The organism is Mycobacterium gordonae, assembly GCF_001417955.2.
GTDB classification, from domain to species: domain Bacteria; phylum Actinomycetota; class Actinomycetes; order Mycobacteriales; family Mycobacteriaceae; genus Mycobacterium; species Mycobacterium gordonae_B.
The window spans coordinates 221,852-245,773 of sequence record NZ_LKTM01000223.1; the positions used below are offsets into that span (position 1 = coordinate 221,852).

The window sequence follows — 23,922 nt, forward strand, 5'->3', positions numbered from 1 at the left end:
CCGACGTGGCTACAGTCCCGAGATACCGGCCAGTTGCCGGAGCTGCACCGTGGACGCGGGAATCATCGAGGCCACCTTGACGGCTTCGTCACGGTCGCCGGCGCTCAGCACATAGAAGCCGTTGGCGACTTCCGCGGCTTCGGCGTACGGACCGTCGGTGACAAGGACCTCGCCGTTGCGGATCCGCACGGTCGTCGCGGTCGAACGATCGTGCAACGCGGCGCCGCCGACGATGTGATCGCCTGCGGCGGCGGCGAACTCGACGTGGCGTGCAGCCACCGCATCCCACTCCGGAGTGTGCGGCGTGTGGGTGGTTCCGGGCGGCTCCAACAGCAGCGCGAGCCAGTCGGTGCCGCTGGGTTTGGGAGACGGTTCGATCGCGTGGACGGTGGGCCGCACCTCTACCGCACCGTGCTTGGCGAGCGGAATGCCACGGGCGAAGGTGAGGGCTTCGTCGAGGTTTTCGGCTTCGAAAAGGTAGTAACCGCACGCTACTTCGGCGCCTTCGGCGAACGGTCCGTCGGTGATGACCGGCTCGTCCGGGCCGCCGTCGATCCGTACGCCGGCCGCCGCGGGAAGCAGGGCATCACCGGCCCGGATGGCTGCGGCCGCAGCGCGGTGAAAGCCCTGGTAGGCCTCCATCTCGGCAGCACGTTCCGAGGGCGTCAAGTCGCGCTCGTGACTGATCAGCAAAGCGAAATACTGCATTCGTCGTCTCCTCCCGTAGCGAGCGGGGCCCGGTGCTCCACTCTCTACCGGTTCGACGAACGGTGCACGCCCGTTCCGACCGACTAGGCGGCTGCCCGCGACTTGAGATAGGTCACCAGGCTCACGTCGAGCATCTCGTCGTCGAAGTAGTGCTCGCAGCCGCGCAGGTACTTCATGTACCGCTCGTAGACCTCGAGCGAAGTGACCTCGACGGCCTTCTCCTTATTGGACTCCAGGGTGTCGCCCCAGATGTGCAAGGTCTTGATGTAGTGCGGGCGCAGCGAAAGTGGTTCGGGGACGACAAACCCGGCCTTTTCGCCGTGCTCCACCATCATCTCCGTGGACGGCAGGCGGCCACCGGGGAAGATCTCGGTCACGATGAACTTGATGAAGCGGACCGTCTCGAAGGTGATCCGCTTCCCCCGCGCCGCCATCTCGTACGGGTGGTAGCTGACGCTGCTCTGGATGGTCATCCGGCCGTCGTCGGGCATGACGTCGAAACACCGCTTGAAGAAGTCGTCATAGTTCTCGTGCCCGAAGTGCTCGAAGGCCTCGATGGAGACGATCCGGTCGACCGGCTCGTTGAAGTCCTCCCAGCCGTGCAGGAGGACCCGTCGGGAGCGGTCGGTGTCGATCGCGTCCAGCACCTGCTGCGAGCGGGCGTGCTGGTTCTTGGACAGGGTGAGGCCGATGACGTTAACGTCGTACTTCTCCACGGCGCGCTTCATGGTGGTGCCCCAGCCGCAGCCGACGTCCAGCAACGTCATTCCCGGCTTGAGGTCCAGCTGGTCGAGGTTCAGGTCGATCTTCGCGATCTGGGCTTCCTCGAGCGAAATGTCCCATGGGTCGAAGTAGGCGCAGCTGTAGGTCCGGGTCGGATCCTGGAACAGCGCGAAGAAATCATCGGAGACGTCGTAGTGCGCCTGAATGTCTTCGAACTGCGTCGCCTTCGTCATGGCACCGGTCGGTTTGTCGGCCATTGCTGTGGTGTTCTCCTGAATAAGTGGCACTAGCTGGTCGTCCGCGCGGGCCCAGACCTCTGACGTGCAACACTACCCGATCCGGTGGTACCGGCTGACCGGCCGAGGGTTGCTTCGGTGCCCGTCGAGGCCCGCGTAAGTCTATTTCTGCAACGTGAAGTGGTGGCAGTCGATGTACCCGATCCGGAAGCACTCGGCGGTACCGGTCAAGTACTTCATGTAGCGCTCATAGATCTCTTCGGACTGAATCCTGATCGCCTCGTCCTTGTGGGCCAGGAGCGCTTCGGCCCAGAAGTCGAGGGTCCTGGCGAAGTGCAGCTGTAGCGACTCGACATGCGAGACGGTGAAACCGGCTCTCGTGGCGTGGTCGTGCACCTTCTCGATAGACGGCAGCCGGCCGCCCGGAAAGATCTCAGTCACGATGAACTTGATGAACCGGGCCATCTCGAACGTCACCGGCATCCCGCGCTCGACGATCTGGCCTCCGGTCAACCCGGTGATCGAGTGCAGCAGCATCCTCCCGTCGTCGGGCAGGGCTTCGAACACGAACTTGAAGAAGTCGTCGTAGCGCTGGAAGCCGAAGTGCTCCAGGGCCTCGATGGTGATGATCCGGTCCACCGGCTCGTTGAACTCGGCCCAGTCGCTCAGCAGAACCCGGTGCGAACGGTTCGTGTCGACCTCGCCCAGCAGCCGCTCGCAGTAGGCGTGCTGGTTCTTGGACAGGGTCACGCCGATGACGTTCACGTCATATTTCTCGAGGGCGCGCTTCATCGTCGAACCCCAGCCGCAACCCACATCGAGCAGGGTCATACCCGGCTCCAGCCCCAGTTTGCCCAGCGCCAGGTCCAGCTTGGCGATCTGGGCTTCCTCGAGGGTCATGTCGTCGCGCTCGAAGTAGGCGCAGCTGTAGGTCCGGGTTGGATCCGTGAACAACTCGAAGAATTCGTTGGAGATGTCGTAGTGCGCCTGGACGTCGTCGTTGTTCTCTCGCCGGCTTCTGGCTCGAGTTAGGTTGTTAGACATTTGTCCTCCCGATGGGACAGGCCCACCCCCCGCGAGGTGATCATCTCCGGGACCCTACACGTGCGGGGACGCGTCCCCCGCATTTGAACTCACTGATACCGGGATTATTTCCCCTACTTCTCCAGGGTGAACTGGTTGACGTCGATGTAGCCGGTCCGGAACGAGTCCGCGCATCCGGTCAGGTACTTCATGTAGCGCTCGTAGACCTCTTCGGACTGGATCTCGATCGCCTCGTCCTTGCGCGACTCCAGGGCGGCGGCCCACAGGTCGAGCGTGCGGGCGTAGTGCGGCTGCAGCGATTGGCGCCGGGTCAGTGTGAAGCCGCCCTTCGCGGAGTGCTCCTGGACCTTCTCGATCGACGGCAACCGGCCGCCCGGGAAGATCTCGGTCATGATGAATTTGGCGAAGCGGGCGCCCTCGAAGGTCAACGGCATCCCGCGCTCGGCCATCTGCGTACCGGTCAGGGCAGTGATGGTGTGCAGCAGCATCACGCCGTCGGCCGGCAGCACCCGGTGCGCCAGTGCGAAGAAGTCGTCGTAGCGGTCGAAGCCGAAGTGCTCGAACGCGCCGATCGAGACGATGCGGTCGACGGGCTCGTCGAACTGCTCCCAGCCTTCCAGCAGCACGCGCCGGGTGCGCTCGGTGTCCATCTCGTCGAAAGACTTCTGCACGTGCGCAGCCTGGTTCTTCGACAGGGTCAGGCCGACGACGTTGACGTCGTACTTCTCGACAGCCCGGCGCATGGTGGCGCCCCAGCCGCAGCCCACGTCCAGCAGCGTCATCCCGGGCTGCAGGCCCAGCTTGCCCAGCGCCAGGTCGATCTTGGCGATCTGTGCCTCTTCCAGCGTCATGTCCTCGCGCTCGAAATAAGCGCAGCTGTATGTCTGGGTCGGGTCCAGAAACAACCGGAAGAAGTCGTCCGACAGGTCGTAGTGTGCCTGCACATCGTCAAAGTGCGGCTTCAGCTTCGCAGCCATGTGTATTGCCTTTCCGGACCCGAACGGGTCCACGATCGCACGCGTCGTCGCCCCCCCGGTGCGTGCGGGAAGTATGTTATCCAACGCGCCGCGCCATTACTAAACCGCGACAGCGTCTGCGCTGTTCAGCGGCAACTTTTGTTATTTAGTCAGCGTGTATTGCGCGACGTTCGACAGGCCCTTTCGGAACAAGTTCGCGCAGCCGGTCAGATACCGCATGAAACGGTCGTAGACCTCCTGTGACTGGATGGCGATCGCCTGCTCGCGATTGGCCTCCAGATTGGCTGCCCACATGTCCAGGGTGCGCGCGTAATGCGGCTGCAGGTATTGAATTTCACCGACCGAGAATCCGCTGTTCTTCGCATTGTCGATGATGTCGACCTCGCCGCACATGCCGCCACCGGGGAAGATCTCGGTGGCCAGGAACCGGAAGAAGCGCAGATCGCTCATCGTCACGGTGATGCCGTGGTCGCGCCAGTACGTCTGCTCGTGGGTGAAGATGCTGTGCAGCAGCATCGAGCCGTCACTGGGCAGGATCTCGTAGGAGCGGTCGAAGAACGCCGGCCAGCGCTCCTTCTTGAAGGCGTCGAAGGCCTCGAAGCTGACGATCCGGTCGACCTTCTCGTTGAACTCTTCCCAGCCCTGCAGCCGCGCCTCGGCGCGCCGGGTGGTGGGGATCGCCGCCAGCCGGGCCTTGCTGCGCAGGTAGTGATTGCGGCTGAGGGTGATGCCGATGACGTTCACGTCGTATTTCTCGAGAGCCCGCACCACCGCACCGCCCCATCCGCAGCCGACGTCGAGCAGCGTCATGCCCGGTTCCAGGTTCAGCTTGTTCAGGGCCAGGTCCAGCTTCGCGAGCTGCGCTTCTTCGAGGGTCATGTCGTCGCGCTCGAAGTAGGCGCACGTGTACACCATGTTGGGGTCCAGGAACAGCGCGAAGAAATCATCCGAAATGTCGTACGTCGCTTGCGACTCTTCGTAATACGGTCTCAGTTCGGCCATATCGGACCACCTCCAGCGCACACCATTGCGTCTCTCGTATTTGCGTGACACCCCTCGCCGGGCACCACGGAGCCGTCGGCTATCGGCTTAACCGGCGGCATCGAAGTTGCTAGTCAGCTCACCAATGACGCGACTCCACAACTGCTTGGGCAGATCATGACCCATACCGTCGACCAACACCAATCGGGCACCGTTGATCGCCTTTGCGACCGCCCGGCCGCCGAAGGGGCGCATAAGTTTATCCGCTGTGCCGTGGATTACGACAGTCGGGGCGGTGATGCGCCGGTCGTAGTGCAGCAGGCTGCCGCTGCCCATAATGGCGCTGAACTGCTGGGAAATGCCCCACGGGTGGTAGTTCCGGTCATAGGCTTCGGCGGCCTCGGCCCGCATCTGCTCCTCCGGCGTCGGGTACTGCGGGCTGCCGATGATCTTGGAGACCCGGACGGAATTGTCGATGATCACCTCGCGCGGTGAACTCGGCGCCGGGCCCTTGATCAGTGACAGCAGCGCGCGCGGCGCCGGCGGCGGCAGGAAGCGGTGGTTATTGCTGGAGAAGATCACCGCCAGCGTCTGGGTGCGGTGCGCGTGCTGCGCGGCGAAGACCTGCGCGATCATGCCGCCCATCGATGCCCCGACGATGTGGGCCCCGTCGATGTCGAGGTGATCGAGCAGGGCCGCGGCGTCGTCGGCCATGTCTTCCAGCTTGTACGCCGAGCGGCTGGGCAAGCCGAGGAACGAGCGCGCCATCCGCGTCGCCAGGGGCTGAGGGTCCTGGTGCCGCTCAGTCTTGCTGGACAGCCCGACGTCCCGGTTGTCGTAGCGGATCACCCGCAGGCCCCGGCGCACGAGCTGCTCGCAGAACTCGGTCCGCCACAGCAGCATCTGGGCGCCCAGGCCCATGATGAGCAGCACCGGCGGATGATCGGGGTCACCCATGTCCTCGTAGTACAGCTTCAGATCACCCGATACCGCGGTGCCACTGCGAACTTCCACTTACCTACACCTCGTTGGTTTGCGGGTTGGATTGATGCTCGCGGCCGACCTCGACCATGAAATTGGCGAAGTACCCGGTGAGCTGCGGGTCCGACATCATCTGCCACTTGGGGGCCAGCAGTTTCATGTAGCGCTCGACGTAGAGGAACTGCTTGCCGATCAGCACCAGCTCCCGGGGCAGCTTGACGTCGTAGGCGTCGGCCAGCGCCGACAGCTGGCGGCCGATGTCGGCGTAGGACATGTCGCCGAGGGATTGCATGGTCAGCGGAGTCGCGAACTTCTCCAAGTCCTTGGCCGCCTCCGCCTCCGGCTTCATGGTGCCGACGGCGCCCATCAGCACCACGATCTTGCCTGCGGCGGCGTGGTCCTTCTTCACCAGTAGGGCGTACACCAGTTCGCGCAGCAGCCAACGGGTGCGCGGATCGATGCGGCCCATGATCCCGAAGTCGAAGAACACGATGCGGCCCTCGTCGTCGACATAGAGGTTGCCCGCGTGCAGGTCGCCGTGGAACAGCCCGTGTCGCAGCCCGCCTTCGAACACGCTGAACAGCAGCGCCTTGACGAGTTCGGTGCCGTCGAATCCCGCCTTGCGGATAGCGGCGACGTTGTCGATGCGGATGCCCTGGATCCGCTCCATCGTCAGGACCCGCTCACTGGTGAAGTTCCAGTGCACCTGCGGGACGCGGATGTTCTTGCCCAGCGGAGACGCATGCAGGTGGGAGACCCAGGCGTCCATCGACTGCGCTTCGAGCCGGAAGTCCAGCTCCTCGGCGAGGTTGTCGGAGAAGTCGGCGACCACGTCCTGCGCGGACAGCCGGCGGCCCAGCTTCGCCAGCTCGACGGCCTGAGCGAAGCGCTGCAGGATCTGCAGGTCGGCAGCCACCCGGCGGCGGATGCCCGGTCGCTGGATTTTGACGACGACGTCCTCGCCGGTCTTCAGCGTCGCGTAGTGCACCTGCGCGATCGATGCGGAGGCGAAGGGTGTCTCTTCGAACGTCGCGAACAGGTTGGCCGGCTCGTCGCCGAGTTCCTCGATGAAGAGTTTGTGCACCTCATCGGTGTCGGCGGCCGGCACCCGGTCCAGCAGGCCGCGGAATTCGCGGGACAGCGATTCGCCGAAGGCGCCGGGGCTGGACGCGATGATCTGTCCGAATTTCACGTACGTCGGGCCCAGGTCGGCGAAGGTCTGGGGAATTTCTTTGATGACCTTCTGCTGCCAGGGGCCCTTGCCGGGGAGGTTGGTGAGCACACGAGCGGCGGTGCGGGTGACCTGCCAACCGGTGACAGCTACCCGGGCCGCCTCGACCGGTAGCGGCACCCGGTCGAGCTTGGCCACATCGCGGTGTTTAGTGGAACTCATTTCTGCAGTGTGCCAAATCGGTGCAGTCGAATCACAATTTGCGTGAGCCGCCTCACCCGGCGCAAAAGCGCGGCGAACGGTGGATTGTGTGACGGCCTATCGGGGTTGCCAGGGCGTCAGCCAGGGTTCCGGCTGCCGATTCTCCTGGCCTGCGATCAATTCGTACATGGTGGCCCCGTCGATGCTTTCCCGCACGATGTCGGCATGCCCGGCATGACGGGCCAGTTTGTTGATCACGTGCAGGAAGACCCAGCGCACCGACCAGGCGTCGACGTCCTTGGGAAACCAGGGGGCATCGCGCGGAACCGGCACCGTGGCGTCGAGGTCGGCGCTCTCGGCCAGTCGTAGCGATTCGGCGTTCTGAGCGGCGAATGCGTCGAGGATCCCCGCAAGTGTTTCGTCGGGATGCATCACGAACTCGTCCGCGTGCTGCGCAGAGCGGTCCTCGAACGGTCGGGTGTCCTTCGGCGGAGCGTCCGGCGCGGCGGCCACCCTGGCCATCCATATCCGCTGCATACCGGTGACGTGCTTGATCAGGCCGCCGACCGACAGCGCACTGGCCGATGGAGCCGATCGGGCCTGTTCATCGGTGAGGCCGTAGGACACCGCGAGATAGGCGCTCTGGTGGTAGGCGAGAAATTCCCGCAGCGCATTGCGTTCGCCGGTGACCGGAGGGGCGAGGGCGGGAATGGTCAGTCCTTTCGGGTGTGCAGGTAAAGGTCACGCAGACAGGCGATTTCAGCGCCGTGATGGATCGCTTCCCGGTTGATGTGCAGGATCAGTTCGCTCAGCGCGTACTCAGCGTAGGGGCCTTCGGCCGGGCCGCACGGCCGGTTGAGGTCCGTGTCCGACAAGGCCCGCACCCCGGTGATCCACACCGAGTACTCCTCGTCGAGTTGCCGCAGCGCCGTCCCGGCGTCGGTGGCGTAGCGCCAACTCTGATAGTCGGCGGGCGCGCCGCCGAAGTGATGATGGTTGCGCATGGCGAACACTCCGACGATGACGTGAGCCAGCCGCCACGCGACGGTGGTGAACGGCGTCGGGCTGGGGCTGGGATACGCGAAGTCCACCGAACCGTCCGGATGCACGGTCCAGCAGTCGGGCACCGGCTGCCAGAAGTACTCATCGTCGGTCAACCCGTCCAGGCGGGGTCGCAGTTGTGCTTGCCAGTGCCAGTCGAGCTGGTCGGCCAATTGGGTCCGGAGATCTGCCACGTCTATGAGCCTGGCAGCAATACCGGACAGTTTCGGTCCTAAAAGTCGGGCAGACTTGCTGTCATGTCGGCGACGACGGGCCGGGTGCTGCAGCTGCTGGGTCTGCTGCAGTCGCGTCGGGTGTGGACTGGTGAAGAATTGGCCCGGCAGCTGTCGGTGACCGGCCGCAGTGTGCGGCGCGATGTCGAGCGTCTGCGGGACCTGGGTTATCCGGTGGAGGCGAGCAAGGGTTCCGGTGGAGGCTACCGGCTCGGCGCCGGCGCGGCGTTGCCGCCGTTGCTGCTCGATCCCGAGGAGGCGGTGGCCGTGGCGGTGTGTCTGCGGCTGGCGGCGGGGGGCAGTGTGGCCGGGGTCGGTGAATCTGCGTTGCGCGCGCTCAGCAAGCTGGATCAGGTGCTACCGGCCCGGCTGCGCTCGCAGGTGACCGCGCTGCACGAGGCGACCGTCACGTTGACGCCCGACGCGGTGGACTCCCCGGTAGAGCCGGACACGCTGATGACGCTGGCCAGGGCGTGCCGGGATCACGAGCATGTCACCACCGACTACACCGCTCGTGACGGCGCCCCCAGCCGGCGTCGCCTGGAGCCCTATCAACTGGTCACCACCGGCCGGCGGTGGTACCTGCTGGCCTACGACCGAGACCGGACCGACTGGCGCACGCTGCGCCTGGACCGGATGAGCGCGACGCGCGCGGCGGGCAGCACCTTCATCCCACGGCGCGCGCCGGATGCACGCGAATTCCTCCGCCACGCCATCAGCGCCGCGCCCTACCGCTACGTGGCCCGGGTGCGTTATCAGCTGCCGGCGTCCGTCGTCGCGCGCCACTTCCCGCCACAGTCGATGACCGTCGAAGCCGACGGAGACGAGGCCTGCGTCGTGACGGCGGGCGGCGACGATCCGCAGCGGATGGTGTTGCACTTCGCGATGGTGGGCGCCGAGTTCCAGGTCTTGGAGCCCCCTGAGGTGCAGGCGGCGGCAGGCGCGGTGGGCAATCGTCTTCGTCGCGCCGGAGCGGCACCGTAAGGTGCGGTCATGCAACTGGTTTCGGCGGCATCGACCGAGCTGTTCGTGGGCCCGCCGGACCAGCCGCAGCAGCTGGTTCGAGTGGGCGTCGCCGGGTGTGCTGAGCCGACCGCGCTGCGCATCGACGGTGACGGCCTGCGCGGCGAGGCCGTTGTCAGCGCCGGTCAAGAGATGGTCGAGGTCGCGGTCTCGGTGGACCGGCCGGCGATTGGGGAGCGGCTGCCCGCCCGGGTGAGCACCCCAGGAGGCGCCCTGACTTTCGACTTCGTGGTGGCCGAACCTGGCTGGACGATGTTCATGGTCAGCCACTTCCACTACGACCCCGTCTGGTGGAACACCCAGGCCGCTTACACCAGCGAATGGCATGAAGACCCGCCCGGGCGCGCCCGTCAGACCAATGGCTTCGAGTTGGTGCATGCCCATCTGGAGATGGCCCGGCGCGAACCTGAGTACAAATTCGTGCTCGCCGAAGTCGATTACCTCAAACCGTACTGGGACACCCGCCCCGAGGACCGCGCCGACCTGCGGCGGTTGCTGGCCCAGGGCCGGCTCGAAGTGATGGGTGGCACCTACAACGAGCCCAACACCAACCTCACCAGCCCTGAGACGACAATCCGCAACCTGTTGCACGGCATCGGTTTTCAGCGCGATGTGCTGGGCGCCGACCCGGCGACCGCCTGGCAGCTCGACGTCTTCGGGCACGACCCGCAATTTCCCGGGATGGCCGCCGACGCCGGCCTGACCTCAAGTTCCTGGGCCCGCGGGCCGCACCACCAGTGGGGCCCGGCTTCGGGTGGCTCCGAGGGTGGTGACGTGGACCGGATGCAGTTCTCCAGCGAGTTCGAGTGGATCTCGCCGTCCGGCCGGGGCCTGCTCACCCACTACATGCCCGCGCACTACTCGGCCGGCTGGTGGATGGACTCATCGACCACGCTCACCGAAGCCGAGGAAGCCACCTACACGCTGTTCGACCAGCTGAAAAAGGTGGCGTTGACCCGCAACGTGCTGCTGCCGGTCGGCACCGACTACACACCTCCGAACAAGTGGGTCACCGAGATCCACCGCGACTGGGCAGCGCGCTACACGTGGCCGCGGTTCGTGTGCGGGTTGCCGCGGGAGTTCTTCGCGGCGGTGCGGGCCGAACTGGCCGAACGCACGGCGGTCGCGTCGCCGCAAACCCGCGACATGAACCCGATCTATACCGGCAAGGACGTGTCGTACATCGACACCAAGCAGGCCAACCGCGCGGCCGAGAACGCGGTGCTGGACGCCGAGCGTTTCGCGGTTTTCGCCGGTGTCCTGACCGGGGCGCAGTACCCGCAGGCCGCCTTCGCCAAGGCGTGGGTGCAGCTGGCGTACGGGGCGCACCACGACGCCATCACCGGGTCGGAGTCCGACCAGGTGTATCTCGATCTGCTGACGGGCTGGCGGGACGCGTGGGAGTTGGGCGGCACCTGCCGCGATAATGCGCTGCGGCTGCTATCCGGTCTGGCGGCGGCCACGGACCACTCGGTGGTGGTGTGGAACCCCCTGACCTCGATGCGCGACGACGTGGTCACGGTCCGGCTGGACCCGCCGCTGGGCGCGGGCGTGCGGGTACTGGACTCCGACGGCGCGGAGGTGCCCGCCCATGTCGAACACGACGGAAGATCGGTGACCTGGCTGGCCCGCGACGTGCCCTCGCTGGGATGGCGGACCTATCGGCTGGTCCCATCCGACCACGCAACGGGCTGGCAACCGGTCGCCGGGACGCAGATCGCCAACGAGTTTTACCGGCTCACCGTCGACCCGCACCGCGGCGGCGCGGTGGCGTCGTTGATCCGTGCCGGCCGGGAGTTGATCGCCCCCGGCCGGGTGGGCAACGAGCTCGCGGTCTACGAGGAATACGCGTCGCACCCGACCCAGGGCGAGGGCCCCTGGCATCTGCTCCCGCACGGGCCGGTGGTGTGCAGCTCGGAATCTTCGGCAACCGTGCAGGCGTGCCGTGGACCACTCGGTGAGCGGCTGGTGGTTCGCGGCCGCATCGGCGACCTGCTGCGCTACACCCAGACCCTGACGTTGTGGCGCGGCACCGACCGCGTCGACTGCCGCACCACCATCGACGATTTCGTCGGGGAAGACCGGCTGGTGCGGCTGCGCTGGCCGTGCCCGGTACCTGGAGCCATGCCGGTCAGCGAGGTAGGCGACGCGGTCGTCGGGCGCGGTTTTGCCCTACTGCACTGTGCCACCGCGGCGGGCCTCCGCTCGGTGGACACCGGCGAGCACCTGTGGACATTGGACAACCCCGCTTACGGCTGGTTCGGGTTGTCCTCGGCGGCCCGGGTCCGCCTGGGCAGCGACACCCGGGCGATCTCGGTCGCCGAGGTCGTGGCGCCGTCGGAGTCGGCGGCCGGCCCGATGGCCCGCGACCTGATGGTCGCGCTGGTCCGCGCCGGGGTGACGGCCACCTGCAGCGGCGCCGACAAGCCGCGTTACGGCCACCTCGACGTCGACTCGAACCTGCCGGACGCCCGCATCGCGCTGGGCGGGCCCACCCGCAACGCGTTCACCAAAGCGGTGCTCGCCGGCGCCGACCCGGCCTACACCGCCGAACTCGAGCGGCAGTTGGCTCAGACGGGTCAGGCGCGGGTGTGGGTGCCGGCAGCGACGCAGCTGGCGGCCGTCTGGGTGCCCGACGCCGACCTGCGAGCCTGTGACGCGGTGCCGGTGCTGATCATCGACGGCAGGGGCGCCCGGAACCTCACCGCCGCGATCGCGACGCTCGCCACAGACCTCGGCGATGCGGAAGTCGTCGTCCAGCAGCAGGTTCCGTCGAACACGGACGATTTCGACGACTACACCGTCGCCCTGCTCAACCGCGGCGTGCCGAGCTTCGCCGTCGAGACGGACGGCACGCTGCATACGGCGCTGATGCGGTCGTGCACCGGATGGCCATCGGGAACCTGGATCGACGAGCCGCGCCGGACCGCACCGGACGGGTCCAACTTCCAGCTCCAGCACTGGACGCACGATTTCGACTATGCGCTCATCTGCGGCGAGGGTGACTGGCGGGAAAACAGACTCCCGGCCCGCAGCGCCCAGTTCTCCAATCCACTGCTCGCGGTCACCCCAGCAGAGCGGCACGGCCTGCTGCCGCCCGCCGGATCGCTGCTCAACGTCGAACCCGCCGACTCGGTGCAACTGGGCGCGTTGAAAGCCGCCGGCAACCCACTGGCGGCCGGGAGCGCGCAACCCGTCGCACCCGGTGACGTCGCGCTGCGACTCGTGGAATCCACCGGCGCGGCCGCGCGGGTCGTCGTCGGGTCGGACCTGGGCAGGCTGCGTGGGCTCGCGCAGGCGAACCTGCTGGAGGTACCCGAACGCCGCAAACGCCTCATCGATCTGCACGGGTATCAGGTGGCGACCGTGCTGGCGCGCCTCGACATCGCCGAACTCCGCAACGACCCGGCCCCGCTGGCCCCGGACGCCGAACCCGCGCAGCCCCTCTACGCACGGTATTGGCTGCACAACCGCGGTCCCGCGCCGCTGGGTGGGTTGCCGGTGGTGGCCCACCTGCATCCCCAGCAGGTCAGTGTCGATGCCGGCGCCGATCTGCGCGAGGTGACGTTGCGCCTGACTGTGGCCAGCGACTGCACCGACGCCGAACTCGATGGCGTGGTCGAGGTGGTGTACCCGGACGGCTGGTCGGTCGCCCCGGTTGAGTTGCCGTTCACGCTGGCCGCCGGAGCGCACCTGGAAACCGATGTCGTCCTGGGGATCCCGGGCCACGCCCCGGCCGGGCGATACCCGGTGCGCGCCCAGCTTCGGGTCACCGGCGCGGACGTGCCGGCTGCCTGGCGGCAGGTGGTCGAGGATGTCGCGTTCGTCGACATCGATGCACAGGCCGCCGATTTCGCCTACCTCGTCGAGGACCCCGCTGATGTCGTGGTGGGCGCCGGTGCCGTGGCCCGCCTGTCGGTGACGATCGGCAGCCGTGCGTATGCCGACCTGGCTCTCGAAGCACACCTGATCAGCCCCTGGGGAACGTGGGAGTGGATTGGCCCGGCAGCCCAGGGCGCCGAGCTGCCCGCCCAGGGCAGCGTCGAACTCGCCTTCGATGTCAGCCCGCCGGCCTGGCTGGACCCGGGGCAGTGGTGGGCGCTGATCCGGGTCGGCTGCGCGGGCCGACTCATCTATTCGCCGGCGGTGAAAGTGACGGTGACATGAATTCCGATTGCGCGGCGACCGTGGCCGGCGCCCCGGTGGCCGTCGCCGAGATCGACGCCCGCGAGGCGCGGTTGCGCGGCGGTCCGCAAGCGAACACCCTGCCGGCGCCGGACACCAGCGAGGGCCGCCAACTGCGACGCTGGCTGACGCAACTGATCGTCACCGAGCGCGTCGTTGCCGCTGAGGCGGCCGCCCGCGGCCTCGACGGCAGCGGCGCCCCGGCAGAGGACGACCTGCTGCCCGATGTGACCGCGAGGCTCGAGATCGGCAGCATCGCGGCGGCGGCCCTGGCCGACCCGCGGGCACGCGCACTGTTCGCCGACGTCACCGCCGCGGTCGAGATCAGCGCCGACGACGTCGCGGCCTACCACGCCCGCAACCCGCTGCGGTTCGCGCAATCGCCGGCAGGAAGCCATGGCTGGCGCGTACCGGCGGTCGCCCAACCGCCGCTGCACGAGGTTCGGTCGACCATTCGTCAGCATCTGCTGGCGGCGGCGCGCCGGCGTGCGTTCCGCGGGTGGCTGGACGCCCGCCGGGCCGCCCTGGTACAGCTGGCACCCGGCTACGAACACCCCGGCGACCCACGCCAGCCCGACAACACCCACCGACACTGATGCTCACCCTCTGCCTCGACATCGGCGGCACCAAGATCGCCGCCGGACTCGCCGACCCCGCGGCCCTCGCCGACCCCGGCCGCACGTTGGTCTACAACGCCACCTGCCCGACACCCGCCGGTGCCGGTGCCGAACAGGTCTGGGACGCGGTAGCCGCGATGGTCGCTGACGCGGTGCGTGCGGCCGGCGGAACGGTGGCGGCGGTGGGAATCGCTTCTGCCGGCCCCGTCGACCTCGCCACGGGCAGCGTGAGCCCGGTCAACATCAAGGCCTGGCGGCGGTTCCCGCTGCGCGACCGGGTGGCGGCCGCGGTGCCGGGCGTACCGGTCCGGTTGGGCGGCGACGGAGTCTGCATGGCGCTGGGTGAGCACTGGATCGGCGCCGGCCGCGGCGCCGGGTTTCTGCTCGGCATGGTCGTCTCGACCGGCGTCGGTGGCGGCCTGGTACTCGATGGGGTCCCCTACACCGGCCGCACCGGCAACGCCGGCCACGTCGGTCACGTGGTGGTCGAACCCGACGGGTTGCCGTGCGCGTGCGGGGGCCGCGGCTGCGTGGAGACGATCGCGTCGGGTCCCTCGATGACGCGCTGGGCGCGGGCCAACGGTTGGTCGGCGCCGCAGGGCGCCGGTGCACGGGAACTGTCCCAGGCGGCGGCGGGCGGAGATCCGGTGGCACTGCAGGCATTCGCGCGGGGCACCCGCGCGCTGGCCGCGATGATCGCCTCGGTGGGCGCCATCTGCGACCTGGATCTGGTGGTCATCGGCGGGGGAGTGGCCAAGTCCGGTGCTCTGCTGTTCGACCCCTTGCATGCCGCCCTGGCCGACTACGCCCGGCTGGATTTCCTGACCGGCCTCCGGGTGGTGCCGGCCGAACTCGGCGGCGACGCCGGTCTCGTCGGCGCGGCGCGCCTCGCCGGGCTGTAGGCGGCGATCGAAAGCCGTGCGGGTAGCAGCTTTCACTCCTGCCAAGGTGCCGTTTTGGCTGATCGCGCGGGCCCACGCTATTGTGGTGGCCGATCCACCAAAGACCGTCGGTCACCGAGCAATCGGTTGAAGGTCCGGGAACATCCCGGCGGCCCACGCAGGAGGACGAGGCAACCCAGCCGGCGCGAGCGCCGGCGCATTCCACGCCCCGGCCGCATCCTGCGCCGGGGCGTTCGTCGTTCCTCCGGTGGCCACCACACTTGTAGGAGGTATGCATGGCCAGGGCTGACAAGGCCACTGCCGTCGCAGACATCACCGAGCACTTCAAGGCATCGACGGCGACGGTCATCACCGAGTACCGCGGTCTGTCCGTGGCCAACCTGGCCGAGCTGCGCCGTTCGTTGGGGGAGTCGACCACCTATGCGGTGGCCAAGAACACCCTGATCAAGCGGGCGGCGTCCGAGGCCGGCATCGAGGGCCTCGACGAACTGTTCGCCGGCCCGACCGCGATCGCGTTCGTAACCGGTGAGCCGGTCGACGCGGCCAAGGCTCTGAAGACCTTCGCCAAAGAGCACAAGGCGCTGGTCATCAAGGGCGGCTACATGGACGGCCACGCGCTGACCGTTGCTGAAGTCGAGCGCATCGCAGACCTGGAGTCGCGCGAGGTGCTGCTGGCCAAGCTGGCTGGCGCAATGAAGGGCAACCTCGCCAAGGCTGCCGGGCTGTTCAACGCACCCGCGTCGCAGATGGCGCGCCTGCTGGCCGCCCTCCAGGAAAAGAAGGGCACCGAAGCCCCTGCCGCTTCACCGGAGCCCGCCGCCGAGGCCGCGGAGGCCACCCCCGAAGCCGCCGAATAACCCCACAAACCCGAGAAATTCAAGAAACTCAGGAGGAAAACACCATGGCAAAGATCTCCAGCGACGACCTGCTCGACGCTTTCAAGGAAATGACCCTGTTGGAGCTGTCGGACTTCGTCAAGAAGTTCGAGGAGACCTTCGAGGTCACCGCGGCCGCTCCGGTCGCCGTCGCCGCGGCCGGCGGTGGCGGTGGCGGCGCTCCGGCGGAGGCCGCCGAGGAGCAGTCGGAATTCGACGTGATCCTCGAGGGCGCCGGTGAGAAGAAGATCGGCGTCATCAAGGTGGTGCGCGAGATCGTCTCCGGCCTGGGCCTCAAGGAGGCCAAGGACCTGGTCGACAGCGCCCCCAAGCCGCTGCTCGAGAAGGTCTCCAAGGAGGCCGCCGACGAGGCCAAGGGCAAGCTCGAGGCCGCCGGCGCCAGCGTCACCGTCAAGTAGTTCTGCCGAGCAGTCCCCCGCAAGCGGGAGGTACCCCCAGCGAAAGCCCCCTTTTCCTCACGGTTCAGGGGGCTTTTGCGTCTGCTCAGCCTGTAGGGCCAGCTGCGACCGCTTGATCAGATCGGGTGAATCGCCCAGTGCGACAAGCAGGTTCGTCGTCATTCCGGCGAGCACCGGCAATACAGCCGAGCCGTCTTCGCCGTAGAACCCGGCCAGCTCCAGCATCACGAAACCGTGGATCAACGCCCAGAACTGGGCGGCCGTCGCCACCACCGCTGTGTCGTCCTCTGCGGTAGCTGCCGTGATCCGGCCGGCCAGCATCGACCGGTGTACGGCATGCACGACATGCGCAAAGCTGGAATCCTGCTGCTCGATCTCGTCAAGGGTGAGGGTCAGGACGTTGCCGGCCGGGGCGTTGATGCCGTGCGCGCTGGTGCTGCCGAACATCAACCGGTACATGTGCGGCCGTTCGATCGCATAACGCCGATAAGCGGCGCCGACGGCCATCAGGTCGGCCACCGGGTCGTCGGACTCCGGCACCGTCAGCGCCGCGCCGAACTGCCGCAGACCTTCCTCCGCGACCGCGGCGATGAGTTCACGCATGCCGCCGAAGTGGGTGTAGACGGCCATCGTCGACGTTCCCGCGGCGCCGGCCACTTTGCGGGTTTGCAGCGCATCGGGGCCGTGGTCGTTGAGCAGTTCCACGGCGGCGTGCAGCAAGTCGTCGCGGACGCTGCGCGGGGTCGGGTCGGGTGTCATCTCGCCAAACAATATTGCCATCTCCCGGTCCGAAGCGTACGGTCGCAATAACGCTGAAATAACAATGTTATAGGAGCTCAGACATGACGGTGACGCAGACGACCGAGATCCGGAACCCCTACCTCGAGGACTTCCTGGCACCGGTCAAATCCGAAGTCACCGCCACCGATCTGCGGGTCACCGGGCAGATCCCCGAGCACCTGGACGGCCGCTACCTGCGCAACGGGCCCAACCCCGCGGCGGAGGTGAACCCGGCCACCTATCACTGGTTCAGTGGCGACGGCATGGTCCACGGGGTGTCGCTGCAGGACGGGCATGCGCGCTGGTACCGCAACCGCTGGGTGCGCAGCGCATCGGTCGCGGCCAAGCTCGGCGAGCCCGCCCCGTCGCGGCTGGACCCGCGCGCTGGGCTGCTGGCCCTGGGCGCCAACACCAGCGTGCTGGCCCACGCCGGCCGCACCCTGGCGCTGGTGGAGGGCGGCGTGGCCAACTACGAGCTCACCGAGGAGCTCGACACCGTCGGGACGTGCGATTTCGACGGGACGCTGTACGGCGGCTACACCGCCCACCCGCACCGCGACCCGGACACCGGCGAACTGCACGCCGTCTCCTACTCCTTCGCCCGCGGGCGAACAGTTCAGTACTCGGTGATCGACGCCCAGGGCCGGGCCCGCCGCACCGTCGACATCCGGGTCGGTGGATCGCCGATGATGCATGACTTCTCCCTCACCGACAAATACGTGGTCATCTACGACCTGCCGGTCACGTTCGACCCGGGTCAGGTGCTGCCGGTCAAGATTCCGCGCTGGCTGGGTCTGCCGGCCCAACTGGTGATGCAGTCGCTGGTGGGGCGGGTGCGGGTGCCGAGTCCGATCGCGGCCCGGCTGAACAGCAACCCGAAGCCCACCGACCGCATGCCGTATGCGTGGAACCCGTCGTATCCCGCGCGCATCGGCGTGATGCCCCGGGAAGGCTCCGACCGCGACGTGCGGTGGTTCGACATCGAACCCTGCTACGTCTACCACCCGCTCAACGCCTACTCCGAAATCCGGAACGGCACCGAATTCCTGGTCCTCGACGTGGTGAGTTACGCGCGCATGTTCGATCGCGACCGCCGCGGTCCCGGGGACACCCAGCCCATGCTGGAGCGCTGGACCATCAACCTGGCCACCGGCTCGGTGTCCACCGACCGTCGTGACGACCGGCCCCAGGAGTTCCCCCGCATCAACGAGACGCTGACGGGCGCCCGGCACCGGTTCGGCTACGCCGTCGGTGTCGACGACGGCTATCTCGCCCAGGAGCAGGGCACGCCGATGGTGACCGCCCTCTACAAGCACGACTACGCCACCGGATCCAGTGAGGTGGCCCGGCTGGACCCCGAACTTGTGATCGGCGAGATGTCATTCGTGCCCAACCCCGCAAGCAACGGGAAAGACCCCGCAGAAGACCAAGGCGTCCTGATGGGGTACGGCTATCACCGCGGCCGCGACGAGGGCCAACTGCTGCTGGTGGATGCCCAGACCTTGGAGTCGGTGGCCACCGTCCACCTGCCCCAGCGGGTACCGATGGGGTTCCACGGCAATTGGGCTCCGGCCGGCTGACGCAGCTGGTCAGGGCGCCCGGCAGATTGTTATCTTTGCAACCCTGATATCCCGCACCAGGCGTGCGCTACAGTGACTCAAGCCACACGGGGCCTGGTGGCGAATTTGCGCGTTGACGGAAGGATTTCCCATGGGCGTCAGCATCGAGGTCAACGGACTCACGAAGTCCTTCGGATCCTCGAGGATCTGGGAAGACGTCACGCTCGAGATTCCTTCCGGGGAGGTCAGCGTTCTCCTGGGCCCGTCGGGTACCGGCAAGTCCGTGTTCCTGAAGTCCCTGATCGGTCTGCTGCGGCCGGAGCGGGGCTCGATCATCATCGACGGCACCGACATCATCGAGTGCTCGGCCAAAGAGCTGTACGAGATCCGCACCCTGTTCGGCGTGCTATTCCAGGACGGCGCGCTGTTCGGTTCGATGAACCTGTACGACAACACCGCGTTCCCCCTGCGCGAGCACACGAAGAAGAAGGAAAAAGAGATCCGCGACATCGTCATGGAGAAGCTGACGATGGTCGGTCTCGGTGGCGACGAGAAGAAGTTCCCCGGTGAGATCTCCGGTGGTATGCGCAAGCGTGCCGGCCTGGCCCGCGCCCTGGTGCTGGACCCGCAGATCATCCTCTGCGACGAGCCGGACTCCGGTCTGGACCCGGTCCGTACCGCATACCTCAGCCAGCTGATCATGGACATCAACGCCCAGATCGACGCGACGATCCTCATCGTGACGCACAACATCAACATCGCCCGTACCGTGCCGGACAACATGGGCATGCTCTTCCGCAAGCACCTGGTCATGTTCGGCCCCCGCGAAGTGTTGCTGACCAGCGACGAACCGGTGGTGCGGCAGTTCCTCAACGGCCGCCGCATCGGCCCGATCGGCATGTCCGAGGAGAAGGACGAGGCCACCATGGCCGAGGAGCAGGCCGCCCTGGACGCCGGTCAGCACGCCGGCGGTGTGGAGGAGATCGAGGGCGTGCCACCGCAGATCGTGGCCTCGCCCGGCATGCCCGAGCGCAAAGCCGTCGCCCGTCGCCAGGCCCGCGTGCGCGCGATGCTGCACACGCTGCCCAAGGACGCGCAGGCGGCCATCCTCGACGACCTCGAGGGCACCCACAAGTACCAGTCGCACGAGTACTGATCCCAGGGCTCCAAGCGCTCGGGGACCGGCTGCCCTGACTGATTGCCCTCGCCGCGATTTTTGTCGCCGTCCGGCGGTTCGGAAAGTTGCCGCACGCTGCTGCCTCCTGCTGTTCACCTGGTGGGCGGCCGCCGCGGAATTAACCACAACTTCCCACAACTTGCCGCGCGCAGCCCTTGACGACGAGGCCCAAACGGGTCAATCTGTTGGGCAGCATGTGTCGTATCTGTCCACGGGCAACTCGAGGTCGCCAGCCAGCGCCATCGGTCGTCACAAGTCCAAGGACGGCGTATGACTGCTAGTTGTTGTGGGTATTTGAGGAATGCGCGCGTCTGCGCTATTGTTGGACGTTGCGCTGGCTACTTCCTGCCCACCTCACAATCGCCTCTTGGCCGCTAAAGACACTGTGGTCTTAGCCTGAGCCCCAACCCGCGGCTCAGCTTCAGCTGCGTGCGTGAGATCCGGACAGTTCGTCCGCCAGCCGAACCGACACAATTATCTGCGGCGAACAGGCTTTGGTGGGCACCGGGTCGTACCGGCTTTCACTTCGAGTTCTCGTTAGTCGCACGAGGTGCTGGAAGGATGCATCTTGGCTGATTTCCGCCAGAGCTCAAACAACTCCGTACCTGGGGCGCCCAACCGCGTTTCTTTCGCCAAGCTCCGTGAACCTCTCGAGGTTCCGGGGCTGCTTGACGTTCAGACCGACTCTTTCGAGTGGCTGATCGGCTCGCAGGGTTGGCGGGAGCGCGCGCTGGAGCGCGGCGAGGTCAGCCCCAAGGGCGGCCTCGAAGAGGTGCTCGACGAGCTCTCACCGATCGAGGACTTCTCCGGCTCGATGTCGCTGTCGTTCTCCGACCCGCGCTTCGACGAGGTCAAGGCTCCCGTCGACGAGTGCAAAGACAAGGACATGACGTACGCGGCTCCGCTGTTCGTCACGGCCGAGTTCATCAACAACAACACCGGCGAGATCAAGAGCCAGACGGTGTTCATGGGTGACTTCCCGATGATGACCGAGAAGGGCACGTTCATCATCAACGGCACCGAGCGTGTCGTGGTCAGCCAGCTGGTCCGTTCGCCCGGTGTGTACTTCGACGAGACCATCGACAAGTCCACCGAGAAGCTGCTGCACAGCGTCAAGGTGATCCCCAGCCGTGGCGCCTGGCTGGAGTTCGACGTCGACAAGCGCGACACCGTCGGTGTGCGTATCGACCGCAAGCGCCGCCAGCCCGTTACCGTGCTGCTCAAGGCCCTCGGCTGGACCAACGAGCAGATCCACGAGCGGTTCGGCTTCTCCGAGATCATGATGGGGACGCTGGAGAAGGACAACACCGCGGGCACCGACGAGGCGCTGCTGGACATCTACCGCAAGCTGCGGCCGGGCGAACCGCCCACCAAGGAGTCCGCGCAGACCCTGTTGGAGAATCTGTTCTTCAAGGAGAAGCGCTACGACCTGGCACGTGTCGGCCGCTACAAGGTCAACAAGAAGCTCGGCCTGCACGTCGGCGATCCGATCACCAGCTCCACGCTGACCGAAGAAGACGTCGTCGCCACCATCGAGTACCTGGTCCGTCTGCACGAGGGTCAGCACACGATGACCGTTCCGGGCGGCACCGAGGTTCCGGTGGAGACCGACGACATCGACCACTTCGGCAACCGCCGGCTGCGCACCGTCGGCGAGCTGATCCAGAACCAGATCCGGGTCGGCATGTCCCGCATGGAGCGCGTCGTCCGCGAGCGGATGACCACTCAGGACGTCGAGGCGATCACGCCGCAGACCCTGATCAACATCCGGCCGGTCGTCGCCGCGATCAAGGAGTTCTTCGGCACCAGCCAGCTCTCGCAGTTCATGGACCAGAACAACCCGCTGTCGGGTCTGACCCACAAGCGTCGTCTCTCGGCGCTGGGGCCGGGTGGTCTGTCCCGTGAGCGCGCCGGTCTGGAGGTCCGTGACGTCCACCCGTCGCACTACGGCCGCATGTGCCCGATCGAGACCCCGGAAGGTCCGAACATCGGCCTGATCGGCTCGCTGTCGGTGTACGCGCGGGTCAACCCGTTCGGCTTCATCGAGACGCCGTACCGGGAGGTTGTGGACGGGGTCGTCACAGACGAGATCCACTACCTGACCGCCGACGAGGAGGACCGCCACGTGGTGGCGCAGGCCAACTCGCCGATCGACGAGAACGGCCGGTTTGTCGAGCCGCGCGTTCTGGTCCGCCGCAAGGCGGGCGAGGTGGAGTACGTGCCCTCGTCCGAGGTGGACTACATGGACGTCTCGCCGCGCCAGATGGTGTCGGTGGCCACCGCGATGATCCCGTTCCTCGAGCACGACGACGCCAACCGTGCCCTGATGGGCGCCAACATGCAGCGCCAGGCGGTTCCGCTGGTGCGTAGCGAGGCGCCGCTGGTGGGCACCGGCATGGAGCTGCGTGCGGCGATCGACGCCGGCGACGTCGTCGTGGCCGAAGAGGCCGGCGTCATCGAGGAGGTGTCGGCGGACTACATCACCGTCATGCACGACGTGGGCACCCGGCGCACCTACCGGATGCGCAAGTTCGCCCGTTCCAACCACGGCACCTGCGCCAACCAGTCGCCGATCGTGGACGCCGGCGACCGGGTGGAAGCCGGCCAGGTGATCGCCGACGGGCCCTGCACCGAGAACGGTGAGATGGCCCTGGGCAAGAACCTGCTGGTGGCGGTCATGCCGTGGGAGGGTCACAACTACGAGGACGCCATCATCCTGTCCAACCGCCTCGTCGAAGAGGACGTGCTGACCTCGATCCACATCGAGGAGCACGAAATCGACGCCCGCGACACCAAGCTGGGCGCCGAGGAGATCACCCGGGACATCCCGAACGTCTCCGACGAGGTGCTGGCGGACCTGGACGAGCGCGGCATCGTGCGCATCGGCGCCGAGGTCCGCGACGGCGACATCCTGGTCGGCAAGGTCACTCCCAAGGGTGAGACCGAGCTGACCCCGGAGGAGCGGCTGCTGCGCGCCATCTTCGGTGAGAAGGCCCGCGAGGTCCGCGACACCTCACTGAAGGTGCCGCACGGTGAGTCCGGCAAGGTCATCGGCATCCGGGTGTTCTCCCGCGAGGACGACGACGAACTGCCTGCCGGCGTCAATGAGCTGGTCCGGGTCTACGTCGCCCAGAAGCGCAAGATCTCCGACGGCGACAAGCTGGCCGGACGGCACGGCAACAAGGGCGTCATCGGCAAGATCCTGCCGGTGGAGGACATGCCGTTCATGCCGGACGGCACCCCGGTGGACATCATCCTGAACACCCACGGTGTGCCGCGACGGATGAACATCGGCCAGATCCTGGAGACCCACCTCGGGTGGGTGGCCAAGGCCGGCTGGAATATCGAAGGCGCCCCGGACTGGGCCGCGAACCTGCCGGAGGACCTCCGGCATGCACAGCCGAACCAGATCGTGTCGACCCCGGTGTTCGACGGCGCCAAGGAAGAGGAGCTGCAGGGCCTGCTGTCCTGCACGCTGCCCAACCGCGACGGCGACGTGATGGTCAACGGCGACGGCAAGGCCGTGCTGTTCGACGGTCGCAGCGGCGAACCGTTCCCGTACCCGGTGACGGTTGGCTACATGTACATCATGAAGCTGCACCACCTGGTGGACGACAAGATCCACGCCCGTTCCACGGGTCCGTACTCGATGATCACCCAGCAGCCGCTGGGCGGTAAGGCGCAGTTCGGTGGCCAGCGGTTCGGTGAGATGGAGTGCTGGGCGATGCAGGCCTACGGCGCGGCATACACGCTGCAGGAGCTGCTGACCATCAAGTCCGACGACACCGTCGGCCGGGTCAAGGTCTACGAGGCCATCGTCAAGGGCGAGAACATCCCCGAGCCGGGCATTCCGGAGTCGTTCAAGGTGCTGCTCAAGGAGCTGCAGTCGCTGTGCCTCAACGTTGAGGTGCTGTCGTCCGACGGTGCGGCGATCGAGCTGCGCGAGGGCGAGGACGAAGACCTCGAGCGGGCGGCGGCCAACCTGGGAATCAACTTGTCGCGCAACGAATCCGCGTCTGTCGAGGATCTTGCCTGATCTTCTTGAATCAGCTTTTCAGTCACTAAACCCGCAAGGGGAAAGGGAGTTAC

At 66.8% G+C, this 23,922-nt stretch carries 19 protein-coding genes; 9 read left to right on the plus strand and 10 right to left on the minus strand.

The annotated features are described in order from the left end of the window. Positions 1-9: 9 nt before the first annotated feature. The 9 genes from AO501_RS17220 to AO501_RS17260 form a co-directional block, all read right to left on the minus strand. Complete coding sequence (locus AO501_RS17220; RefSeq protein ID WP_055578843.1) at positions 10-708, minus strand: YciI family protein; 699 nt, start codon at positions 706-708, stop codon at positions 10-12. Positions 709-791: 83 nt separating this feature from the next. Further along, entirely contained in the window at positions 792-1,688 is an 897-nt protein-coding gene (gene mmaA4, locus AO501_RS17225; RefSeq protein ID WP_055578844.1) for a hydroxymycolate synthase MmaA4, read from the minus strand. A 141-nt stretch (positions 1,689-1,829) separates the two neighbouring features. Continuing rightward, the gene (locus tag AO501_RS17230) at positions 1,830-2,711 is read right to left on the minus strand and encodes a cyclopropane mycolic acid synthase family methyltransferase (protein ID WP_055578845.1); all 882 of its coding nucleotides are present in this window, start codon (positions 2,709-2,711) and stop codon (positions 1,830-1,832) included. Positions 2,712-2,824: 113 nt separating this feature from the next. Next, entirely contained in the window at positions 2,825-3,688 is an 864-nt protein-coding gene (mmaA2, locus tag AO501_RS17235; RefSeq protein WP_055578846.1) for a cyclopropane mycolic acid synthase MmaA2, read from the minus strand. 141 nt (positions 3,689-3,829) lie between these two features. Next, the gene (locus AO501_RS17240; RefSeq protein ID WP_055578847.1) at positions 3,830-4,690 is read right to left on the minus strand and encodes a cyclopropane mycolic acid synthase family methyltransferase; all 861 of its coding nucleotides are present in this window, start codon (positions 4,688-4,690) and stop codon (positions 3,830-3,832) included. 87 nt (positions 4,691-4,777) lie between these two features. Further along, positions 4,778-5,683: an alpha/beta hydrolase gene (locus tag AO501_RS17245; protein ID WP_055578848.1), complete on the minus strand. Its 906-nt coding sequence runs from the start codon at positions 5,681-5,683 to the stop codon at positions 4,778-4,780. Positions 5,684-5,687: 4 nt separating this feature from the next. Further along, on the minus strand, positions 5,688-7,043 hold the full coding sequence (locus AO501_RS17250) for an ABC1 kinase family protein (protein ID WP_055578849.1): 1,356 nt from the start codon (positions 7,041-7,043) through the stop codon (positions 5,688-5,690). Positions 7,044-7,139: 96 nt separating this feature from the next. Further along, positions 7,140-7,733: a DinB family protein gene (locus AO501_RS17255; RefSeq protein WP_055578850.1), complete on the minus strand. Its 594-nt coding sequence runs from the start codon at positions 7,731-7,733 to the stop codon at positions 7,140-7,142. A 2-nt stretch (positions 7,734-7,735) separates the two neighbouring features. Beyond that, entirely contained in the window at positions 7,736-8,257 is a 522-nt protein-coding gene (locus AO501_RS17260) for a DinB family protein (RefSeq protein ID WP_055578851.1), read from the minus strand. Between the two features lie 63 nt (positions 8,258-8,320). Here AO501_RS17260 and AO501_RS17265 point away from each other — a divergent pair, with 63 nt between their 5' ends. From AO501_RS17265 to rplL, 6 genes are all read left to right on the plus strand, one after another. Beyond that, positions 8,321-9,280 (plus strand): helix-turn-helix transcriptional regulator, encoded by a 960-nt coding sequence (locus AO501_RS17265; RefSeq protein ID WP_055578852.1) that lies wholly within the window; start codon positions 8,321-8,323, stop codon positions 9,278-9,280. Positions 9,281-9,289: 9 nt separating this feature from the next. Next, positions 9,290-13,486: an NEW3 domain-containing protein gene (locus AO501_RS17270; protein WP_055578853.1), complete on the plus strand. Its 4,197-nt coding sequence runs from the start codon at positions 9,290-9,292 to the stop codon at positions 13,484-13,486. Continuing rightward, positions 13,483-14,100 carry a DUF7158 domain-containing protein gene (locus AO501_RS17275; protein ID WP_055578854.1) on the plus strand — a complete coding sequence of 206 codons (618 nt, stop codon included), beginning with the start codon at positions 13,483-13,485 and terminating at the stop codon, positions 14,098-14,100. Before AO501_RS17270 ends, AO501_RS17275 begins: the two co-directional genes overlap by 4 nt. Continuing rightward, positions 14,100-15,023, plus strand: coding sequence for an ROK family protein (locus AO501_RS17280; protein WP_055578855.1), 924 nt, complete (start codon positions 14,100-14,102; stop codon positions 15,021-15,023). Before AO501_RS17275 ends, AO501_RS17280 begins: the two co-directional genes overlap by 1 nt. 275 nt (positions 15,024-15,298) lie before the next feature. After that, positions 15,299-15,880 carry a 50S ribosomal protein L10 gene (rplJ, locus tag AO501_RS17285; RefSeq protein ID WP_055578856.1) on the plus strand — a complete coding sequence of 194 codons (582 nt, stop codon included), beginning with the start codon at positions 15,299-15,301 and terminating at the stop codon, positions 15,878-15,880. 44 nt (positions 15,881-15,924) lie between these two features. Beyond that, positions 15,925-16,317, plus strand: coding sequence for a 50S ribosomal protein L7/L12 (gene rplL / locus AO501_RS17290; protein WP_055578857.1), 393 nt, complete (start codon positions 15,925-15,927; stop codon positions 16,315-16,317). A gap of 57 nt (positions 16,318-16,374) precedes the next feature. On the opposite strand, the gene AO501_RS17295 is transcribed toward rplL, so the two are convergent. Then, complete coding sequence (locus AO501_RS17295) at positions 16,375-17,076, minus strand: TetR/AcrR family transcriptional regulator (protein WP_055578908.1); 702 nt, start codon at positions 17,074-17,076, stop codon at positions 16,375-16,377. An 83-nt stretch (positions 17,077-17,159) separates the two neighbouring features. Here AO501_RS17295 and AO501_RS17300 point away from each other — a divergent pair, with 83 nt between their 5' ends. The 3 genes from AO501_RS17300 to AO501_RS17310 all read left to right on the plus strand — a co-directional run bounded on the left by AO501_RS17300 (position 17,160) and on the right by AO501_RS17310 (position 23,869). Beyond that, on the plus strand, positions 17,160-18,677 hold the full coding sequence (locus AO501_RS17300) for a carotenoid oxygenase family protein (protein WP_055578858.1): 1,518 nt from the start codon (positions 17,160-17,162) through the stop codon (positions 18,675-18,677). Between the two features lie 130 nt (positions 18,678-18,807). Further along, positions 18,808-19,812 (plus strand): ABC transporter ATP-binding protein, encoded by a 1,005-nt coding sequence (locus AO501_RS17305; protein WP_055578859.1) that lies wholly within the window; start codon positions 18,808-18,810, stop codon positions 19,810-19,812. A gap of 571 nt (positions 19,813-20,383) precedes the next feature. Beyond that, a complete protein-coding gene (locus AO501_RS17310; protein WP_055578860.1) occupies positions 20,384-23,869 on the plus strand; it encodes a DNA-directed RNA polymerase subunit beta in 3,486 nt (1,161 codons plus the stop codon). The last annotated feature ends 53 nt before the right edge of the window (positions 23,870-23,922 follow it).

Coding starts and splice junctions, on each gene's coding strand:
- AO501_RS17295 (WP_055578908.1), bottom strand. CDS start 17,076: ATGACACCCGACCCGACCCCGCGCAGCGTCCGCGACGACTTGCTGCAC.
- AO501_RS17240 (WP_055578847.1), bottom strand. CDS start 4,690: ATGGCCGAACTGAGACCGTATTACGAAGAGTCGCAAGCGACGTACGAC.
- AO501_RS17230 (WP_055578845.1), bottom strand. CDS start 2,711: ATGTCTAACAACCTAACTCGAGCCAGAAGCCGGCGAGAGAACAACGAC.
- AO501_RS17300 (WP_055578858.1), top strand. CDS start 17,160: ATGACGGTGACGCAGACGACCGAGATCCGGAACCCCTACCTCGAGGAC.
- AO501_RS17265 (WP_055578852.1), top strand. CDS start 8,321: ATGTCGGCGACGACGGGCCGGGTGCTGCAGCTGCTGGGTCTGCTGCAG.
- AO501_RS17270 (WP_055578853.1), top strand. CDS start 9,290: ATGCAACTGGTTTCGGCGGCATCGACCGAGCTGTTCGTGGGCCCGCCG.
- rplL (WP_055578857.1), top strand. CDS start 15,925: ATGGCAAAGATCTCCAGCGACGACCTGCTCGACGCTTTCAAGGAAATG.
- mmaA4 (WP_055578844.1), bottom strand. CDS start 1,688: ATGGCCGACAAACCGACCGGTGCCATGACGAAGGCGACGCAGTTCGAA.
- AO501_RS17220 (WP_055578843.1), bottom strand. CDS start 708: ATGCAGTATTTCGCTTTGCTGATCAGTCACGAGCGCGACTTGACGCCC.
- rplJ (WP_055578856.1), top strand. CDS start 15,299: ATGGCCAGGGCTGACAAGGCCACTGCCGTCGCAGACATCACCGAGCAC.
- mmaA2 (WP_055578846.1), bottom strand. CDS start 3,688: ATGGCTGCGAAGCTGAAGCCGCACTTTGACGATGTGCAGGCACACTAC.
- AO501_RS17280 (WP_055578855.1), top strand. CDS start 14,100: ATGCTCACCCTCTGCCTCGACATCGGCGGCACCAAGATCGCCGCCGGA.
- AO501_RS17305 (WP_055578859.1), top strand. CDS start 18,808: ATGGGCGTCAGCATCGAGGTCAACGGACTCACGAAGTCCTTCGGATCC.
- AO501_RS17275 (WP_055578854.1), top strand. CDS start 13,483: ATGAATTCCGATTGCGCGGCGACCGTGGCCGGCGCCCCGGTGGCCGTC.
- AO501_RS17250 (WP_055578849.1), bottom strand. CDS start 7,043: ATGAGTTCCACTAAACACCGCGATGTGGCCAAGCTCGACCGGGTGCCG.